This window comes from Pseudomonas sp. KH_024_B2 (assembly GCF_057839965.1).
Genome location: NZ_CM174502.1, coordinates 2,020,977 through 2,039,661 on the forward strand (window position 1 = coordinate 2,020,977; position 18,685 = coordinate 2,039,661).

The 18,685-nt window shown below is 55.1% G+C and carries 15 protein-coding genes and 1 pseudogene; 9 read left to right on the plus strand and 7 right to left on the minus strand.

The window, feature by feature from the left end; translation table 11 throughout:
• Nucleotides 1-691 precede the first annotated feature (691 nt).
• The 7 genes and pseudogenes from AC3I0A_RS09500 to AC3I0A_RS09530 all read right to left on the minus strand — a co-directional run.
• A pseudogene (locus AC3I0A_RS09500) lies at nucleotides 692-1,108 on the minus strand (helix-turn-helix domain-containing protein); the annotation flags it as partial.
• A gap of 560 nt (nucleotides 1,109-1,668) precedes the next feature.
• Nucleotides 1,669-2,061, minus strand: a complete 393-nt coding sequence (locus AC3I0A_RS09505; RefSeq protein ID WP_489377447.1) for a hypothetical protein — start codon at nucleotides 2,059-2,061, stop codon at nucleotides 1,669-1,671.
• Between the two features lie 96 nt (nucleotides 2,062-2,157).
• Nucleotides 2,158-3,453 (minus strand): NAD(P)/FAD-dependent oxidoreductase, encoded by a 1,296-nt coding sequence (locus tag AC3I0A_RS09510; protein ID WP_489377449.1) that lies wholly within the window; start codon nucleotides 3,451-3,453, stop codon nucleotides 2,158-2,160.
• Between the two features lie 184 nt (nucleotides 3,454-3,637).
• A complete protein-coding gene (locus tag AC3I0A_RS09515; RefSeq protein ID WP_489377450.1) occupies nucleotides 3,638-4,678 on the minus strand; it encodes an NAD(P)-dependent alcohol dehydrogenase in 1,041 nt (346 codons plus the stop codon).
• A 9-nt stretch (nucleotides 4,679-4,687) separates the two neighbouring features.
• On the minus strand, nucleotides 4,688-5,449 hold the full coding sequence (locus tag AC3I0A_RS09520) for an SDR family NAD(P)-dependent oxidoreductase (RefSeq protein WP_489377451.1): 762 nt from the start codon (nucleotides 5,447-5,449) through the stop codon (nucleotides 4,688-4,690).
• A gap of 10 nt (nucleotides 5,450-5,459) precedes the next feature.
• Nucleotides 5,460-6,410, minus strand: coding sequence for a C-terminal binding protein (locus tag AC3I0A_RS09525; protein WP_489377453.1), 951 nt, complete (start codon nucleotides 6,408-6,410; stop codon nucleotides 5,460-5,462).
• An 11-nt stretch (nucleotides 6,411-6,421) separates the two neighbouring features.
• Nucleotides 6,422-7,564 carry a fumarylacetoacetate hydrolase family protein gene (locus AC3I0A_RS09530; protein WP_489377454.1) on the minus strand — a complete coding sequence of 381 codons (1,143 nt, stop codon included), beginning with the start codon at nucleotides 7,562-7,564 and terminating at the stop codon, nucleotides 6,422-6,424.
• Nucleotides 7,565-7,849: 285 nt separating this feature from the next.
• Here AC3I0A_RS09530 and AC3I0A_RS09535 point away from each other — a divergent pair, with 285 nt between their 5' ends.
• From AC3I0A_RS09535 to AC3I0A_RS09575, 9 genes are all read left to right on the plus strand, one after another.
• The gene (locus AC3I0A_RS09535; protein ID WP_489377455.1) at nucleotides 7,850-9,334 is read left to right on the plus strand and encodes an aldehyde dehydrogenase family protein; all 1,485 of its coding nucleotides are present in this window, start codon (nucleotides 7,850-7,852) and stop codon (nucleotides 9,332-9,334) included.
• Between the two features lie 3 nt (nucleotides 9,335-9,337).
• On the plus strand, nucleotides 9,338-10,852 hold the full coding sequence (gene xylB, locus AC3I0A_RS09540; protein ID WP_489377456.1) for a xylulokinase: 1,515 nt from the start codon (nucleotides 9,338-9,340) through the stop codon (nucleotides 10,850-10,852).
• Between the two features lie 22 nt (nucleotides 10,853-10,874).
• Complete coding sequence (locus AC3I0A_RS09545) at nucleotides 10,875-11,546, plus strand: HAD family hydrolase (protein ID WP_489377457.1); 672 nt, start codon at nucleotides 10,875-10,877, stop codon at nucleotides 11,544-11,546.
• Nucleotides 11,533-12,402 (plus strand): MurR/RpiR family transcriptional regulator, encoded by an 870-nt coding sequence (locus AC3I0A_RS09550; protein WP_489377458.1) that lies wholly within the window; start codon nucleotides 11,533-11,535, stop codon nucleotides 12,400-12,402. Before AC3I0A_RS09545 ends, AC3I0A_RS09550 begins: the two co-directional genes overlap by 14 nt.
• Before the next feature lie 45 nt (nucleotides 12,403-12,447).
• The gene (gene rpiA, locus AC3I0A_RS09555; RefSeq protein WP_489377459.1) at nucleotides 12,448-13,158 is read left to right on the plus strand and encodes a ribose 5-phosphate isomerase A; all 711 of its coding nucleotides are present in this window, start codon (nucleotides 12,448-12,450) and stop codon (nucleotides 13,156-13,158) included.
• 197 nt (nucleotides 13,159-13,355) lie between these two features.
• Complete coding sequence (locus AC3I0A_RS09560; RefSeq protein WP_489377460.1) at nucleotides 13,356-14,456, plus strand: sugar ABC transporter substrate-binding protein; 1,101 nt, start codon at nucleotides 13,356-13,358, stop codon at nucleotides 14,454-14,456.
• A gap of 83 nt (nucleotides 14,457-14,539) precedes the next feature.
• Entirely contained in the window at nucleotides 14,540-16,054 is a 1,515-nt protein-coding gene (locus AC3I0A_RS09565; protein WP_489377461.1) for a sugar ABC transporter ATP-binding protein, read from the plus strand.
• Nucleotides 16,051-17,088 carry an ABC transporter permease gene (locus AC3I0A_RS09570; RefSeq protein WP_489377462.1) on the plus strand — a complete coding sequence of 346 codons (1,038 nt, stop codon included), beginning with the start codon at nucleotides 16,051-16,053 and terminating at the stop codon, nucleotides 17,086-17,088. Before AC3I0A_RS09565 ends, AC3I0A_RS09570 begins: the two co-directional genes overlap by 4 nt.
• A 30-nt stretch (nucleotides 17,089-17,118) precedes the next feature.
• Nucleotides 17,119-18,633, plus strand: a complete 1,515-nt coding sequence (locus tag AC3I0A_RS09575; protein WP_489377463.1) for an aldehyde dehydrogenase (NADP(+)) — start codon at nucleotides 17,119-17,121, stop codon at nucleotides 18,631-18,633.
• Nucleotides 18,634-18,685 lie beyond the last annotated feature (52 nt).

An 18,685-nucleotide genomic window follows, 5' to 3' on the forward strand; every position in this document is an offset into this window, starting at 1 on the left:
GAACTCCAAGGGGCTTGCACGCGATCCAATCAGCCGTGCGAACCCCGCATCCGCCCACCGCACGCTGCAACTAAGCGCATCGGCACTCGATACAGAAGAACCTTAGCGTATGTTGGATCAATGACAATCGCGTGGGAGCGAGTCCTGCACCTCTGCTGCTGCCCGCGGATCCTCGACCCTCTCGATTTCAATGGCCTGCCCGCAGCTATAGTCGAGGTCCCGTTCACGTTCATATCCCGAATCTCAGCGGTTACACGAGTGGAAGCGCGTACTGGCCGGAACACACCCCCGCCGGTCACGACTGCCAGCTTTTAGGGTGCCTCCTCAACACCGCTCCTGGCCGGTTTCTGCCCGTCCCTACTGGCGCTTCGGGTCGTGTGCGGCCGGTCTTCACTACGGTGTGTATTGGTCAAGCCGTGTGCAAAAGGGTGGTTAATACGAATGCAAATACCTGGTCAGGTGGAATGCAATTGTGTGGTCAGGTCAGTGCAATTACGCATGAGCCCAGCGCCGTGGAGTCAAATCGCAGAAGATCGACCCACAACGGTAGCTGTGAATCACGGGACTGGTGAGCACCGAAATCCCGGTTTTCCTATCACCGTTTCGCCTGTCGTGTTAACCCGGTGTTAGCCCGCTCTACAAGTAAAAAAGGCCCGCATCGCTGCAAGTCTTGATTTTTTTGGTGCGGCACGCGTGTCAGGTGCGGTTTTATGTCGTTGGCGGCCCATATCCGCTGGACGCTGGCCGGTGAAATGCCGGCGACTCGAGCCATGCTGCGACAGCTCCAACGCGGCTGACCGATCCGCGGCTGAGTGACTTGCTCAAGGGTTCGCTTCAACGCTTCGGCCGGCAAGGATGGCTTGCGACCTCGTCCGGGCAGATCCACCAGGCCTTGCAGACGCAGCTCTTGAAAACGTTTGCACCAGCGAGTGACTGAAACAACGGAGAGACCGGTCAGCTGGGCAATCTCGTTGCGCGAACAGCCTTGAGCCGCCAGTAAAATCACCCGCGCCCGACGACCGTCGCGCTGACTGATCGTGGCTGATCTTAGGCGCCGACTCAGTTCAATGTGTTCGTCTTCACTGAGCGCGATGTCCTGAGAATTCATGTGATCACTCCAAGCACTGACTGACCACAGAAGCATAGCTCAGGATAGAAACTTATTTCGGAGACAGGACACTAGCGTGTTCGTCCTGTACCAACGATGGCGCCGCTTAGTGTCTTCCTCAAAATTGTCGCGACTGATACTCCGAACCTCAGCATCTTCAGTCAATAGCTTGTAGACAACCAGCCCCTAAACTCCTCTAACTTAACAGGGCGCCCGAAAACTCACCAAAATTCAGTAGGAGGCCAGCATTATGCCATGATCTAGAATACGCCTATGATATTACCTCTCGCAACCAAATCTATGGTTGTTCCCCCAGTTTGACGTCGGGATTGGCTGGCCTTGATGCCATGGTTCCGCACGACTCTAGCCACCGCCGGATCTGGCTGAAGGCGCTCCTAAATCATTTGCGTCTTGAGTGCCCTAGGTCATTGGCTCGCTGGGGCATCGTGATCCTCTCAAGAGGTAAAAGGGTGTCCACTTAAATGGGTGGACACCATCGCCCTTGTGTTTGAGAGCAGGTAGGTGATTTCACCGAACGGTTACTCAAATGGCTTGGAGAACTACACTCTATCGGCCTTTGGTTTTGGAAAGACTTGCTTGCAGTACGTCGTGGAGGCGTCTGGCTGCGCCTCAGGGAAGTAGTAATGCCGGCCGTCCTGGACGGTATACCGCAACGAGGTCCCGTCTTGGCTTTGAGCCACTTCGAGCAGTATTTCCATGCGCCAGTCTCCGGCCCCATTGAGCCATCCAGGGGATACCAGATGCACTGACTTCACTTGGACCGCCATTTCCGTCAGCTCAATAATGGACCTTAGCGTTTGTAAATCATCCACGAACAGCACGTCGTGGATCTCCAGACCGTCCTCGTATCTGGCTATGGTGGTGTGAAACCAAGGTGACATCAGATTTTTTTGAACAAAATGCCAACCTTGGGAAGGGTAGCTATTGACCACGTGGACCTTGCTACTCCTTTCTACCCAATCCCAGCCTTGCCTCCCGAGAGCGTTTCTCTATTTCACTCGGACAGATGTAGTTTATGCCGTGGAGGGCTAATGCAAACGCAATCGTGGTCTTACTTTGCGCTGTAGGAGGTCAGAAATCATTATGAACGCCACCTTTTTGATTCCGTACAGAGAAGCTTGGTGCATGCGGTAGAGCGATAGGTAAAACGTTCTAGCAAGGAAACCCTCAATCATGGTGTTACCGGACAGGTTGCCCATAAGTGTTCCAACGGCATTGAAAGATGCCAATGAAACAAGCGTTCCGTAATCCTTGTAGTGGAATTCAAGAAGCGGTTTCCCGGCAATTTTTCTCTTTAAGCTACGTGCAAGAAGTCCGGCTTGTTGATGAGCAGCCTGCGCCCGTGGAGGAACAGTGTGACCCTCCCTGCCCTCCCAGGGACAGGCAGCGCAATCGCCCAAGACGAAAATTGAGTCGTCCAAGGATGTTTGCAATGTCCGCCGAACTAGCAGTTGGTTGATACGATTGATCTCAAGGCCATCCATGTCTTTGAGAAACGATGGTGCTCGAATACCAGCTGCCCATATCCTGATATCAGCTTCAATGCAGTGGTCCTTGCCGATTTTGAAACCAACGTTGGTCGCCTCGCTGACAGCCGAGTTGCGAAGGATTTCTACACCCAATGCCTGAAGCTCATGATGAACGGCTTGGCTGATCCGCTCGGGGAGGACTGGCAAGATTCTGGGGCCGGCTTCGATGAGGCAGATTTTCAGGCTGTCGGGACTAGCTTGTCGAACACCGTAATCTTTCATCAGGCGGACAGAATGGTGCAGCTCTGCGCAGAGCTCGACACCTGTTGCACCCGCACCCACTATGGCGATGCGAAGTGATTTTGAGTTATCCGTCGCATGGGCGCTCAGGTAGCGAGATAGCAACGTTTTTTGCAGTTTTTCAGCTTGTTCGCGGCTGTCTAGGAAAAAGCAATTGTCCTGCACGCCTCTCGTCCCGAAGTCATTACTCTGACTGCCAACAGCAATTATGAGCGTGTCGTAAAATATTTCGCGCTCATCACTTATTTGGGTTCCAGTCTGGTCGACACTGACGTCAAGTGTGATTGCTTTGGCTTTTCGGTCAAGCCCATTCACTCTCCCGTACTGGAAGTGAAAGTTATTCCACTTGGCTTGAGCAACATAATTGAGTTCGTCGACCGATGGATTGAGGGAGCCGGCAGCAACCTCGTGGAATAATGGTTTCCATATATGGGTAAGATTTGCATCGACCAACGTAATGTATGCCGATTTATTTTTGCCAAGTGAGTTACCAAGTCGAGTGGCGAGTGCCAATCCGCCAGCACCCCCACCCACGATTACAATACGGTGCGTCACAATCTCTACCTTTTTATTTTTTGACAATGGCCGATTTTGAATGGAAGTCAGGTTTCAGAAAAATATCGAAGTCCTTTGATACAAACTGTACAGTAGCTACCGATTCCTCCTGACTTGGTTTGTTCTTCAATACACGATGCAGGGTACTTTCGAATGAAGCCCCCTGCAGTGAATTGAACGCAAGTTACGATTCGATTGTGATTTGTAGCTTGATGTCCTGAGGATGTGCTTGATCGGCCCGTTTGAACGCCTCAAGTGAACATTCGAACGGGTAGCTCCCAGTAATGAGTGGCTTTACGTCGATCTTGCCGCTAGCCATTAGTGCAATAGCGCGATCATAGACATTCGCATAGCGGAACACAGTAACAATTCGAATCTCCTTGACCATCAATGCAACAATATCCAATGGAACTTCGGTCGAAGGCATGCCGACACAGACGACAGTTCCACCAGGGCGCAGATAGTTCGCTATATCGACAAACGCACGTGCCGCGCCTGAGCATTCGAAGACTGAATCGACCCCCTGGTTTTTTGTTGCAGTCATTAGCTGGGCACACAAGCCGGAGGAGTGGGGCGCGAGTGCCTCGATCCCCCGATATTGCGCCACGTTCTCCAGTTTCTCTGCGACAGGGTCGAATATCAGTACTCGTGCGCATCCTGCGGCCAATGCACAAAGTGCAGTAAGAATACCGATAGGACCTGCTCCCATGACCAGGGCGACGTCTCCGGGCTGAACGCCGGCCTTGGTAACCGCCTGCATCCCGACGGCCAAGGGTTCGACCATTGCTCCCTCTGCCTGGGTGATCGAGTCAGGCAAGCGATAGGTCAGGGCCGCGGGATGTATCACTTGCGACGTAAGACAGCCGTGGATTGGTGGTGTCGCCCAGAACGTCAATGACGGATCGAGGTTGTATAGACCGATACGACTTTGGGGGCTGGAAAAATCGGGTATACCCGGCTCGATGCAAACCCGATCACCGGGTCGAAGGTCGTTTACGTCTTCGCCACATTCCAGGATTGTGCCAGCTGCCTCATGACCGAGAACCATTGGCGCATCGACCACGAAGGGGCCGATACGACCATGACGATAGTAATGTACGTCGCTACCGCAGATACCGACTACATCTACGCGCACGCGAACGTCTTTGGGACCGAGCGTACCGGGTAGTTCGATCTCGCGCAGAGCAAGTTGGCGTGGGCGTTCGAGAACAAGAGCGTATGCCATTGTTACACCTCATATGCAGGTATAGCCTGCATCGGCCGTGATGATTGAACCCGTCAGTAGGCTGGATGCATCCGACGCCAGAAACTGAACTACGCTCGCCACTTCGTGCGGTTGTCCCATTCGCCCGGCGGGCGTCATCTCCAGCCATCGCGAAATCAGCCCCGGTTGGCTTTCCAGTCCATGTAGCAGTGGTGTCTCTATATAGGTTGGGGCTACCGCATTGACGCGTACCCCCCGTGTTGCCCATTCCACGGCGAGTGACTTGGTCAGATGGTGCACACCTGCCTTCGATGCGTTGTAGTGGCACTGGGGCTGCGGCACATTGACGATCTGTGCTGACATCGAGCCGATGTTGATGATCGAGCCGCGCCCAGCCTCAAGCATCCGCCGACCGAAGCCCCGGCAGGTACGGAACACGCCGGTCAGGTTGACCGTGATAACCCTGTCCCATTCGTCGTCGGTCATTTCTTCGGCGGGAGTGTTGGTCACGATCCCGGCGTTGCAGACGAGTACGTCCAGGGCCGGCAGCTTTGCCGCCAGGCTGTTGATCGCAACGCTGTCGGTAACGTCCAGGGTTTCCGCCCGAGCCTTGTAGCCCTTGCTGTTGAGCGCTTGTGCGGTTGCTTCGGCCCGTTCGTGCTGGATATCGGTGCAGATCACTTCGGCACCGGTTGCAGCCAGTCCTTCAGCGATTGCTGCCCCGATACCCTGGCCCGCGCCGGTCACCAGTGCGAGTTTGCCGGACAAGGATTGTTTTTCGCGATAGTCCATCTTTCACCTCTCAGGTCAGTGGGCAACGCAGAGTTTCGCCACGCAGTCCCCGTAGCGCCTCTTCAGCAGCCAGTCGTTGCAGCATGTTGACTGACGCATCCGAGAAGAACGCTGCATGCGGTGACATGATTACGTGGGGGGCCGAACGCAAAGGCGAATCCATTGGAAGGGGCTCTTTTTCGAAAACATCGAGTCCTGCACCCGCTAGATGGTTTCTGGTCAGGGCCTCGGTCAGTGCTGTCTCATCGATGAGCCCGCCGCGTGAACAGTTGATGAGGATTGCTCCTTCAGGCATGCGCGCCATGGCTTGGGCATCAATCAGGTGGCGAGTTTCGGGTGTCAGCGGCACATGCAGTGACAACACATTGGCAGAAGCGATGATGTCATCGCGTGACATGGGCTCGATTCCTGCTGCGCGGGCCTGGTCGTCAGTGACGTACGGGTCGAAACCGATGACGCGGCAACCGAAGACTTTCATTCGCGTGGCATAGGCCCGCGCAATCCGTCCGAGGCCAATTAGGCCCACGGTGGTTTCACTCAACGACCGCAGGCCATCAACCATCTGGCCGATTTTCCACTCGCCGCCACGGATGCCAGCATCATAGCGGCCTAGTTTGCGCGCCAATACCAGTGTCATTGCGGTGGCGTGATCGGCTACCTCTTCAACCCCGTAATCCGGCACGTTGCATACACGCACGCCCAGATTCCTGGCTGCATCGAGGTCGACGTTATCGACCCCGACGCCGTATCGCACAATCACAGCGCCAGGGGCCATTACCTCCATCACGCGGTGGGTCATTGGTGCGAAGTTGTTCAGGACTGCCTTTGCCCCCCGGACGGCTTCCAGTGCTTCATCTTCCGTGCGGCATTGGTGCTCGGCGAAATCGGCACCGGCAGCCTCGGCGGCGGCATGCTCATGGTGGGTATTGCCGAAGGCCTGATCGGTGACGACTAATTTCATCTTCGATTCACTCACAGCAGCCCCCGTTTTGCCAGGTTGCGCATCAGTGTGCGGGTTCCGTAGGTCCAGGGCGCAGCTTCGTCGGAGTAGACGACAGTATTACGCAGTGTGCCTAGTAGAGGGGTCGAGATTTCGACAACGTCCCCTGGTTTATGGGTGAAACCCGAGCCCGTTTTTGCGCGATCTTTTGTGGGTGCGAACATCGTGCCCAGAAACAGCATGAAGCCATCAGGGTATTGGTGCGATTCATTGCGTGTTTGCGAGACTAGGTTGGCCGGCTTGCGACTGATCTCGGCCATGTTAGAACGACCTGACATTTCGAAACCGTCGGTGCCTGTGACGGACATGGTCAATGCGGCGTTTTCAATGTCGGTTAGTGTGAAATGTTCATCGAAGAGCCGAATGAACGGGCCAATCGAACACGAGGCATTGTTATCTTTTGCCTTGCCCAGCAGCAACGCCGAGCGACCTTCCACATCGCGAAGATTCACATCATTGCCCAGTGTCGCGCCGCGGATATTGCCCTGACTGTCTACGGCCAGTACGACTTCAGGTTCAGGATTGTTCCATTCCGAGATCCGGTTCACACCCACCTGTGCACCGTATCCAACCGCCGACATCGGTTGGGACTTGGTGAAGACCTCTGCGTCCGGGCCGATGCCGACTTCCAGGTACTGAGACCAAAGACCTTCAGCAATCAGGGCTGCCTTGACTTCGGCCGCCTTCTTCGAGCCTGCCTGAATATTGGAGAGGGTGTCTCCGATCACAGCGCCGATACGTTGGCGCAATTCATCGGCACGACCTGGATCACCGGAGGTGCGCTCATCGATAACGCGCTCGACCATGCTTTTGGCGAACGTCACACCGCAGGCTTTTAGTGCCTGGAAGTCGCACGGAGCCAGCAGGCAAGGGCGGTCTGAGTGATACCCCATATTGGCCGGCTCAAGAATCAGCTCGTCAAGTTTGCCGATAGATTCGCCTGTTAGCGTCTCGAAGCGTTGCGCCGGATTATCGTCCAGAAAGTCAGCCATCGAGACGACTGAGTCTGTTACGTCGATCAATACCTCATCGCGCAGGATGACAACGGAAGGGCCTTTACCGGGGCGCCAGACCCGGCCAATGAGCTTAGCGTTGATGAGTGAAGTAGGCAGCATGGGGTGTTTCTCCTCTTGTTGATATCTAGTAATGCTACGTTCTGATTTTGAGCACGGTCAAGACGTCCAGCCTGAAGAAAATGCTTTTCAAGGTCGATTTTGAAAGGTTTGTTGCTTATATCATTGATATTTAAGGGTAATTTTATTCGCATTATAGTTTTTTTGATGGAGTGGCATGGTGTTCATGCCGAAATGGTATTGAGATTACCCTTGCAAAAACCTAGTAATACTATATTTTTTAGCTAAACCACTGGTTCAACCGCAGAGGAAGGCGACGGAGATCTCATGTACAAAAATAATTTTCTCTTCGAGTCGATTACCGCGCTGGAAGGCGCTTTGTTTATTAATGGAGAGTTCCGCAAAGGCGCAGGTGCGCGGCTGCCGGTACAGAACCCGGCTACTGGGGAGCTAATAGGTCATATCGCGGCAGCGACGGCCGGAGAGATAGAAGAGGCTGTTTCTGCTGCGCGTGGCGCGTTCCGGTCCTGGGCCAGCGAGCAGCCAAAGACCCGCGCAAATGCCTTGCATCGTCTGGGCGACCTGATCGCCGCCGATGCGTTGAACATGGCGCAAATCATGACGGCCGAACAAGGCAAGCCAGTAAACGAGGCGAAGGGCGAGATCCTAAAACTGGCCGAGGCTTGTCACTTCTATGCTGAAGAAGCGACACGCGTACACGGCGAGATCGTACCGAACGATCAGCCTGGCTTTCAAAGCCTCGTGGTACGTGAGCCGATCGGTGTGGTGGGAGCTATTACGCCCTGGAACTACCCGGCTGAGCTGGTCGGCTGGAAATTGTGCGCCAGCCTGGCTTCAGGTTGCACCATTGTTATCAAGCCAGCTGAAATCACGCCCTACACTGCGCTGGCGATTGCCCAAAAATGCGCTGAAGCTGGTATCCCGGCCGGTGTTGTCAACGTCCTGACAGGCAAGGGCTCGCAAGTTGGCCAAGCGCTGGTCGAACATCCTGAGGTCAATAAAATTGCCTTCACCGGCTCCAGTGCGGTCGGCCTGCACATCCAGCAAAGCTGCCCGCAGGTCAAGCGCCTAACGCTTGAGCTGGGTGGCAACTGTCCAATGGTGGTGACCGCCAGTGCCGACGTGGATGCTGCGGTCAAGGGTGCGGTGCGCCGCAGCTTCCGTAACTGCGGACAGATCTGCATTGCGATCAACCGCATCTATGTTCATCGTTCGGTTTATGACGTGTTCGTGAGCAAGATCGGGGCGGCCGCCGACGCGCTGACCGTGCATAACGGCCTAGATAATCCCGCAGCCGATCTGGGGGCGATGGCTTCTGCAGAACCGCTAGCCAAAACGCGGGCCCATCTTGAAGATGCTCTGGCCAAGGGCGCACAACTCGTCGCGGGAGGCAAGGCACCCGAGGGGGAAGAGTATGCCAAGGGGCATTTCTTCCGTCCGACCGTTGTAGCTAATTGCACGCACGAGATGCTGGTAATGACCGAAGAGACTTTTGGTCCACTGGTAGGCATCGCGCCCTTCGATGACCTTGGCGAGGCGATACACCTTGCGAACGATTCGCCCTATGGCCTCGCGGCTTATGTGTATGCGCGAGATCTGACCGATATCCATACCCTGTCGGCGCGGCTCGACTATGGCAATGTCGCAATCAATAACGTAGACGCAGGGATCATGAATGCACCCTATGGCGGGCGCAAACAAAGTGGTGTGGGTTACGAGCACGGTCGCGAGGGATTGCTGGAGTATTTCAACTTCAAGCACGTCCGTCTGCATCACGGCGTCAGGGGTTGAGCCATGCAGGCTTTACTTGGAATTGATATTGGCACCTCAGGCTGCAAGGCATTGCTGCTCAGTGTCCAGGGTGGGGTGATTGCCACCGATACTGCGACGTATCCGCTATCTCAACCTCGTCCCGGTTGGACTGAACAAGACCCCGAGCTCTGGATCGAGGGGGCACGTCGAGCCATTGCGGGAGCACTGGCCAAAGCGCCTGGGGTGGAGTTGCTTTGCGTTGGGCTTTCCGGACAGATGCACGGACTGGTTCCACTCGATGCGTCGCATCGGGTGCTCCGTCCGGCGATCCTGTGGAACGACCAGCGCAACGGGGCAGAGTGTGAGCAGATCACTGAAGCCGCAGGTGGACTCAAGGGATTGCTGGCGGCAACCAACAACCGGATGCTGGTCGGCTACACAGGTGGCAAAATTCTGTGGATGCAACATCATGAGCCTGAGCTGTTCGCGCGCATGACCACTATTCTCAACCCTAAAGATTACCTGCGTCTGCGTATGACGGGCGAGGTTGCCACTGAGGTATCGGATGCCTCGGGTACCGGACTTTTCAATGTGCGATCACGTCATTGGGCGACAGGGCTCATCGAGAAAGTGGGGATTGATCCTGAGTTGCTGCCGCCGGTCTTCGAGTCACAGATGATCTCTGGCCGAGTCTGTGCTGCGGGGGCTGACTTGTTCGGTATACCCGTGGGCACACCCGTAGTTGGGGGTGGTGGCGATTCTGTTATACAAACGATCGGTTCCGGTGTGATCAAGCCGGGCGAGTTGCAGACAACCATTGGCACCGCGGGTATTCTTGCTGCGGCTCTGGATGCACCCCAAGACAACCCGGATGGTCGATTACAGATTTTCTGTAACGTTGCGGCTGATAAGTGGCACTGCATGGGCGTTTCGCTGAACGCCGGCGGTGCAATGAACTGGTTTCGCGACACATTCTGTGTAGGCGTGGACGGTGTCATTCCTTCGTTCGATCATATCGTTTCTGCTGCGGCCGCCAGCCAGGCAGGAGCACACGGTCTGCTGTTCCTGCCATATCTGAACGGCGAACGCTGCCCACATCCAGATCCTGCTGCGCGCGGGGCGTTTATCGGACTGACCGCTTGCCACAATCGTGGCGATATGGCGCGAGCTTTGATGGAAGGGGTGGTACATGCCCTGGCGGATATGCACGTATTGATGAAGCCACTGGGTATCGATGGGCGAGTCGTGAAGGCCTCTGGCGGCGGTGCGCGTTCGCAACTTTGGCGACAGCTTCAGGCGGATATCTTCGGCTGCACTGTGCTCACCACTGAAGGCGCGGCTGAGGGGGCTGCGTTCGGCGCAGCGCTGGTTGCAGGACTAGCCATGGGTGTTTGGTCCGATCCTGCAGTCGCGGTGGGAAGTTGCCGTGGTATTACCCGCGAACAACCTGATCCTTCTAAAACCGAGGTTTATGCTCGGGCACATCGCATCTACCGAACCCTTTACCCAGCGCTTAGAGAAACTTTTGTCGAGCTTGGCGCACCAATTTTCGATTAGTAATTATTCAGGAGTCTGTTTCATGTCCGCCTATTCCGCGCTTATTTTCGATCTCGATGGGACGCTGATCGACAGTGCGCCTGATATCGCGAAAGCCCTGAATGTTGGCTTCGCGTTGAACGACTGGCCTGAGCTTGACCCTGCCCATGTCGAGAAATTCATCGGCAACGGGCCAATGCGATTGATCCTGGACATTCTGGACGACCTCGCAATTGCGCACGACGAGATGGCAGTCCAACGTGCTTTTGACGGCTACTTGCGCGCTTATCTGGATGACCCCGCGGGACGGACGCGATTCTTTCCCTATGTCCGTGAAGATCTTGAAGCGTTGCATGCGGCCGGTATTCGCTTAGGTATCTGTACCAACAAAAACCATGCAGTCACAAGCAAGGTGTTGGAGCAACTTGGTTTGTCATCACTGATCGATATTGCGCTGGGGGCGGATGCGGTTCCGGCATGTAAACCCGATCCGGGACACTTGCTGGCAGTGGCTGAGGCGATGGACCTGGTCGCCGGTGACTGGGCCTATGTCGGCGATACCTGCGTAGACCAGATGGCTGCTGAAGCGGCGGGCGTTCCATTTTTCGTGGTTCCCTGGGGTGGAGGTTCTAACGTTGAAGTTCCACAGAAACAGCGCTTGAGCCGTTTAGCCGATCTGTTACAACACGGACCTATCTCCCATGCAGCCCGATAATAGCCAAGAAGGGATTATGACCGTCAATTTGCTACAAAGGATTGCTCTGGAAAGCAAAAACATACATCGGGCAGAGCGGCGTGTTGCCAATTTTGTTATGACTTCGCCTTCCAAGGTACTGCGAATGAGCATGGCTCGGCTGTCGGAAACATGCTCGGTGAGTGATCCGACGGTCATGCGATTCTGTCGTCGTTTTGGCTTTGAAAGTTATCAGGATCTGAAACTGCATCTTGTGCAAAGCCTCGTGCCAGCGGCGCCTTTCGCCTATGAACAGATCATTCCCGATGACAGCATCGACAATGTTGTCAGGAAGACTTGCCGCAATTCATTGAACGCGATCCAAAGGTTGGCCGAAGATCTGGCTCCTGATCGGGTTGCTGAAGGTGCCCGTTATTTGCAGGCCGCGAGTTGGATAGGGATTTATGCAACGGGGGTTTCCGAGGTCAATGCATTGGATGCCGAGCATAAGTTTCAACGTCTGGGCTTGCGATGTCAGGCGCTTCTGGGAGGCAAGCGTCAAGAGATGCATGCAGAAAGTGCTCGTGCGAGTGAAGTGGCGCTGATTTATTCGCAGTCAGGCCATACCCGGCAAATGGTTGAAGTTGCAACGGCAGCGCGCAAGGGTGGGGCGAAGGTGATTTCCATCGCTGCCGATGACAGTCCTCTGGCACTAGCCTCTGACGTGGTGATCGCAGTAAAGCCTTATGAGCATACAGAACTCATGACGCCTTTGGCCTCGAGGCTCAACCACCACTTGGTCACCAACATGTTAGTAGCCGCTATTGCAATTGCTAGCGGCAGTCAGTTCCCTGACCAGTTGACCGCGCTCGACTCATGGCGAACCGACAAGATTTGACCCACCCAAGAACGCGCGGTGGAAACCGCGCAACAGGAGAAGCAGATGAGCAACCAGCAGAATGAAGCCAAGAAGGTCGCCGCGCGCCGAGTGATCCAGGAATTCGTGCGTGACGGCATGAAGTTGGGTTTGGGCTCAGGCACGACCTCGCATTTCTTTGTTCGCGAACTCGGCAAGCACGTAGCAGAAGGGTTAAAGCTGACGTGCACCACGACCTCTCGTTCGACGATCGATGTGGCGCGCGAAGTAGGCATCGAGATCACCGACCCGAACGATATTGGTGAGCTAGATCTGACCGTCGATGGTCCGGACGAAATCGATCGCCAGTTCAACATGATCAAGGGCGGCGGGGCTTGTCTTCTGTGGGAGAAAATTATTGCGCATGCTTCGAAACAGATGATCTGTATCTGCGATGAGACCAAAATTGTTGATTGCCTGGGGCAATTCCCTCTTCCGGTCGAAGTGGTGCAATTTGCCTGGAAACAGACTCAACGCATGGTTGAGCGTGTACTGGGTGAACATGATATTACCGAGTTTTCGATCGTGCGCCGCATGCGCGATGGCCAGCCAGTTGTAACGGATAGCGGAAACTTTATTCTGGATTGCCATTGTGGCGCGGTAATCAAGAATCCTGCGCCATTGGAAATCGAGCTTAATCGAATTCCAGGAGTGGTCGAGAATGGCCTGTTTACTCGGGAAGCTGCAGGTATGGTAGTTGGATGCTTCGATGGATCCTCCCGCGTTAGCATGCGGTAGTACAGTAATAGGCGTTATCCATAGTTATAGTTTTGGTGTTCGATAGTCCCGATAGTATTACGTCGAACCGATATTAAAAAGTTTGTGTGTCAGTTGAAGTCTCACGGCCTTCCTTTACGTGGTTCGGAGCTAGGCCGTGCCTGAGTGAAAGAAAAAGATAGTAATTAAACCTACAATAATAAGTTGGAGATCATTCCATGAAAAAAACAACGCTATCTGGAGTGACCCGTCGCAGTCTGTTGGCCGGCGGTATGGTGCTCGGACTGGGGTTGGGAGTGGGTTCGATGATGGGGCGCAATGCATTTGCGCAAAACCGTCTTGCGATTCCTTACGCAAACAAAAGTCTGGACTACTACTTCTTCGTCATTCAGGAAGAGGCGGTCAAGCGTGCTGTTCAGGCGCGCGGAGGTGAGTTTCAAGCAACCAACGCTAATTTCGATAACACTCGCCAGCTTGAACAATGGCAAAGCTTGTTGTTGTCCGGTCCTTCGGCAATTATTTCGGACCCAATCGACAGTCAGGCAATCGTTTCCGCAATCCGACGCTACAACCGGAAGAATATTCCAGTGGGAATCATCGATACACCCGCTGATGGCGGAGATGTGGCGATTACCGTCAGTTTCGACAACTTTTATGGCGGCGTGCTGGCGGCAGAGGAAATAGTAAATCGGCTAGTAAAGAAATATGGCAGCCCGAAAGGAACGGTTCTGAACTGTTATGGCGCTCTGGCTTCTGTGGCCTGGCGCTTGCGCAAAGAGGGAATGGATTCGGTATTCGCCAAGTATCCGGAAATCAAGTACCTGGCCCGTCCTACCGAAGGGCAACTTGAAAAGATGCTTTCAGTCACCCTGTCCACACTGTCGGAATATCCTGATCTCGACGCGGTTCATGCGCCGTCGGATTCGCCGTCGCGGGGCATCGTTACGGCGCTTCAGCAAAAAGGCCACTGGAAGAAAGTGGGTGAGGACGGACATATCATCTTCGTCAATATCGACGGTGAGCCAATTGCTTTGAAATGGATTCAGGATGGCTACATGGATGCCTGCGTATCTCAGGACCCTATAGCATACGGAGAGATTGCCGTTGAAATGATCGTCAAGCATTCCCTCAACGGCCAGGCAGTACCGTTGGGTGCCTACCAGAATCAGAAATACTTCTGGGAGTCGGGTGAAATTGTCCAGGGTAAGACCGGTCCGACGCTCATCATCCCGGCCTTCGTGATCAATGCTGAGAATGCACAGGACCCACGTCACTGGGGAGCGGTTGCCGAGCAACAGTGGGGCATCCCTTATACCTGATTGTCTAGCAGACCTCGATTGTCGCCGGAGAGGGAACCTCTGCTCCGGCATTTATCCGACAGGGTGGTGGTGGGTGAAACAGAATGTCCTTACACAAAAAGCATGACAAGACGGCGGCGGACGACACGATTCTGAGAATCGAGAACGTCACCAAAAGCTATGGACCCGTGCACGCACTGCGTGGTGTCACGACTGAGATTCGGCGTGGTTCCATTCACGGACTGCTTGGGGAGAACGGGGCCGGAAAATCAACACTGGTGGGCATCATCTCCGGACAGGTCAAGCCGACCTCTGGACGGATACTCATGGATGGCCGTCCGCTTGAACATGTTGACGTCAGAGCGATGGAGGAGGCCGGGGTATTTCTCGTTACGCAAGAGCCGATGATCATCGGCAACCTGACTGCGGCGGAGAACTTGATGCTCGGGATCTGGCCAACCAGGAACGGTTTCGTCGATTGGAAGACTTTACGCTCTGATGCAGCCCGGATGCTCGAAGGAACGGGAATCGATGCTAGCGCGGTTGCCGGGCGTCTGGACGCAGTCGCACGACGCAAGTTGAACATTCTGCGAGCGATGTTCTCCGGCGGCAAAGTCATCATCCTTGATGAGCCAACTGCTGCGTTGACGGTTAATGACCGGCGTGAGTTGTTTGACTTTATGCTGCGCCTGAAAGCGGAAGGTGTGACCTTCATCTTCATTTCGCATTATAACGACGAGATCTTGGAGATCTGTGACGCAGTGACAGTGCTGCGTGATGGGAGCCTGGCGGGCGGCTCGGATAATGTCGGCTCCATGTCCTCGGAACAATTGACGGAATTGGTCATTGGGCGTGAGGTGGAGCTTTTCCAGCGCCAACGACGCGACCATACAGGCAAGCCGCCAGCTGTGTCATTGCGCGGGGTGCATGGAAAGTACCTGGCGTTGGAGTATCTCGACATCGGACCGGGTGAAGTAGTGGGATTCACCGGTCTGCCAGGTGCTGGTGCAAAGGAAACCGCTCGCGCCATTTTTGGTTTGCATCCTGCGGTTGGCACCCTCTCCATCAATGGCGAGTCCGCACGCGCTTTACCGAAAACACCGCGCGCAGCCTTCGATATCGGCATTGCTTATCTCTCTGACGATCGACGTCGCGACGGCGCTGTCGGGCAGATGTCTATCGGTACCAATATTGCGCTGTCCTCTCTGGCATCACGGACCAAACATGGCTTTATCGACAGCAAGGCCGAAGCTTCGGTGATCACTCGTTACTTTGCAGCGATGGGCGTGAAAGCGCTCAGCGCGGACTATGCAGTAGATACGCTCAGTGGCGGCAACCAGCAAAAAGTTTGCCTGGGGCGCGTGCTCGCGACCAAGCCTCGTCTGCTGATGGTGGATGAACCGACGCGAGGCATTGATATGGGAGTAAAACAGGATGTGCTCCGGATTATCGATGAGCTGAGCGCCGCCGGCGTCGCAGTGATCATTGTTTCCACCGATACAGACGAATTGGTCCGAGCGGTCGACAGGGTCTGCATTTTCGATCATGGCAGCATAAAAGAAACATTGACGGGAAAGGACATCACCGTCGAGCGCCTGCGCGCATCGGTGCAGGGATGAAGCAGCTGGATAATAACAAGACGGGAGAGACGAAAATGGGCAATGCAACTAGGGCCGGAAGTGGGCTGGCGCCAGCCACGATCAAGATAAACGGCCAAGCCGCACTGGGCTGGGTTTTACACAATGTCGTCTGGATCTGGTTAATCGCACTGGTGGCAATATTCGGTGCGTTCAATGAGTTCTTCCTTACCCTGATCAATCTGCAGAACGTCATGGTGCAGGCAACGGTCTTGGGAACACTGGGATTGGCTGTGGCACTGCCCCTGTTGGTTGCCGAAATTGACCTGTCGATTCCGGCAAATGCGGGCTTTTCGGCAGCCGTTGGAGCACTCGCATATTCCGATCTGGGGCTGCCATGGTTCGTTGCGGTATCGATTGGCCTGTTGGTGGGAACACTTATTGGTTTTTTCAACGGGCTTTGCATCACTCGATTGAAAATGGTTTCGCTGATCGAAACGTTAGCGATGATGATCATTTTGCAGGGTGCACTTCTCGCGTTGACGCAGGGTAAGACCCTCACAAACCTACCGGATGGTTATGTGTGGATCGGTCAAGCGACTATTGGTGACTGGCCTCTGATGCCGGTGGTTTTTCTGCTGGCGTTGGTGGTGATCGGTGTCGTGCTCAAGCGCACGGTACTGGGCCGGTCAATCTATGCCGTGGGCGGTAATCCGGTTGCGTCGAATTCTGCTGGGATTCGGGTCGAGCGAGTCAAGATCATTACCTACACAATTTCAGGTTTCCTTGCGGCGTTGGCAGGCTTTCTGCTGGCCTCTTGGCAGATGGCGATCACGTCGAATCAGGGCTCAAGCTATCTGCTCTATGCGATTGCCGCGCCAATCATTGGCGGCGTTAGTGTCTTCGGTGGGCGCGGTAATGTGAAGGGTGTGCTGGGCGGCGTGTTGTTGCTGACAGTTATCCAGGTTGGCCTGGCCATCGTGAATGTACCTTCGTTCTATGTCGGCATGATTGGTGGTGTGATGATCTTTATCGCCGTGGCCATCGATGCTTTCCGGGTCCGTTACTTCGGCTAACCCCATCCAACTGAACTACAGGAGACTGCAATGTCTTTCACACCGCACGGCAAACACCTTATCGCTGGTGAGTGGGTCGCCACGGAAAAAACTTTTTCCAATGATCCGATCGAGGGCCCGGCGCATAGTTTTTCGATCGGCAGCGTCGACCTTGTGAACCGCGCCTGTGAGGCCGCCGAGGAAGCTTTTTGGAGTTATGGTTATTCAGCCCGAGAAGTACGAGCGAGGTTTCTGAATGCAATCGCCGATGAAATTGAGGCCCGATCCGAGATCATCACGGCAATCGGCAGCCGAGAAACCGGTCTGCCCGAGGCCCGGCTTCAGGGGGAACGTGGACGTACTGTGGGACAGCTCCGGCTCTTCGCTTCACATATTCTCGCTGGAGACTATCTTGACCGCCGATACGACGAGACGTTACCAGATCGTCAGCCGTTGCCACGTCCCGACATTCGACTTATGCAACGTCCGATCGGACCTGTCGCGGTCTTCGGCGCATCAAACTTCCCGCTCGCTTTTTCAACAGCGGGAGGCGACACAGCGTCTGCGCTTGCCGCAGGCTGTCCGGTGGTGGTCAAAGGCCATGAGGCTCATCCTGGGACGAGTGAGATAATTGCAGAGGCGATCCGGGCTGCCATTGTGAAATGTGGTGTTCATCCCGGTGTGTTCAGTCTGGTGCACGGCGGCACTCGGGAAGTTGGGCAGAGTCTTGTTCAGCATCCACTAATTAAGGCCGTGGGTTTCACCGGTTCACTCGTAGGTGGGAGAGCATTGTTCGACCTTTGCGTTGCGCGTCCTGAGCCAATCCCTTTTTTCGGCGAGCTTGGGTCGGTGAATCCGATGTTCCTCTTGCCGCAAGCACTGTCTACGCGCGGTACGGAGATCGCCAAGGGGTGGGCCGCGTCACTCACGATGGGGGCGGGCCAATTTTGCACCAATCCCGGAGTGACCATTTTGATTAAAGGTCCAGAGGCGGATGAATTCATCGACGTCGCTGCTCAGGCGCTCGAGCGAGTTGGACCGCAGGTGATGTTGACCAACGGGATGGCTGCCGCGTATCGCGCGGGGCGTGACCGGATAGCGGGTATCACGGGGGTACGGGAAGTATTGACCTCGACCTGTGAGCTTCGCAACGCAACGCCCAATCTCTTTGTCACGACGGGCAAGGAGTGGTTAGCCGACTCCTCTTTGGGCGAGGAGGTTTTCGGTCCGCTTGGTCTGATCGTGACAGTGGCGGACAAGGCCGAGTTGTTTCAAGTGGCGCGTTCATTTCAGGGGCAGCTCACCTGCACGATCCATATGGACGAAGCTGATATGCAGGACGCGCGTAGTCTCCTACCCATTCTCGAACGCAAGGCCGGGCGGGTCCTTGTCAATGGCTTCCCAACCGGTGTCGAAGTTTGTGACGCGATGGTTCATGGCGGGCCATATCCTGCCTCGACCAATTTCGGTGCGACATCTGTTGGCACGATGGCCATCCGCCGTTTTGTGCGTCCTGTCAGCTATCAGAACATCCCGGACTCGCTAATGCCCGGGGAATTGCAGTAACACAGCGATAGTATCGGTGCGGCCCGCTACGCCGGGCTGTAGCGACGAATCG

What these genes read in the sequence shown, in the direction of transcription:
- AC3I0A_RS09570 (WP_489377462.1), top strand. Translation starts at nt 16,051, where the DNA reads ATGAAGCAGCTGGATAATAACAAGACGGGAGAGACGAAAATGGGCAAT.
- AC3I0A_RS09530 (WP_489377454.1), bottom strand. Translation starts at nt 7,564, where the DNA reads ATGCTGCCTACTTCACTCATCAACGCTAAGCTCATTGGCCGGGTCTGG.
- AC3I0A_RS09515 (WP_489377450.1), bottom strand. Translation starts at nt 4,678, where the DNA reads ATGGCATACGCTCTTGTTCTCGAACGCCCACGCCAACTTGCTCTGCGC.
- AC3I0A_RS09520 (WP_489377451.1), bottom strand. Translation starts at nt 5,449, where the DNA reads ATGGACTATCGCGAAAAACAATCCTTGTCCGGCAAACTCGCACTGGTG.
- AC3I0A_RS09565 (WP_489377461.1), top strand. Translation starts at nt 14,540, where the DNA reads ATGTCCTTACACAAAAAGCATGACAAGACGGCGGCGGACGACACGATT.
- AC3I0A_RS09550 (WP_489377458.1), top strand. Translation starts at nt 11,533, where the DNA reads ATGCAGCCCGATAATAGCCAAGAAGGGATTATGACCGTCAATTTGCTA.
- AC3I0A_RS09575 (WP_489377463.1), top strand. Translation starts at nt 17,119, where the DNA reads ATGTCTTTCACACCGCACGGCAAACACCTTATCGCTGGTGAGTGGGTC.
- rpiA (WP_489377459.1), top strand. Translation starts at nt 12,448, where the DNA reads ATGAGCAACCAGCAGAATGAAGCCAAGAAGGTCGCCGCGCGCCGAGTG.
- AC3I0A_RS09560 (WP_489377460.1), top strand. Translation starts at nt 13,356, where the DNA reads ATGAAAAAAACAACGCTATCTGGAGTGACCCGTCGCAGTCTGTTGGCC.
- AC3I0A_RS09525 (WP_489377453.1), bottom strand. Translation starts at nt 6,410, where the DNA reads ATGAAATTAGTCGTCACCGATCAGGCCTTCGGCAATACCCACCATGAG.
- AC3I0A_RS09535 (WP_489377455.1), top strand. Translation starts at nt 7,850, where the DNA reads ATGTACAAAAATAATTTTCTCTTCGAGTCGATTACCGCGCTGGAAGGC.
- xylB (WP_489377456.1), top strand. Translation starts at nt 9,338, where the DNA reads ATGCAGGCTTTACTTGGAATTGATATTGGCACCTCAGGCTGCAAGGCA.
- AC3I0A_RS09545 (WP_489377457.1), top strand. Translation starts at nt 10,875, where the DNA reads ATGTCCGCCTATTCCGCGCTTATTTTCGATCTCGATGGGACGCTGATC.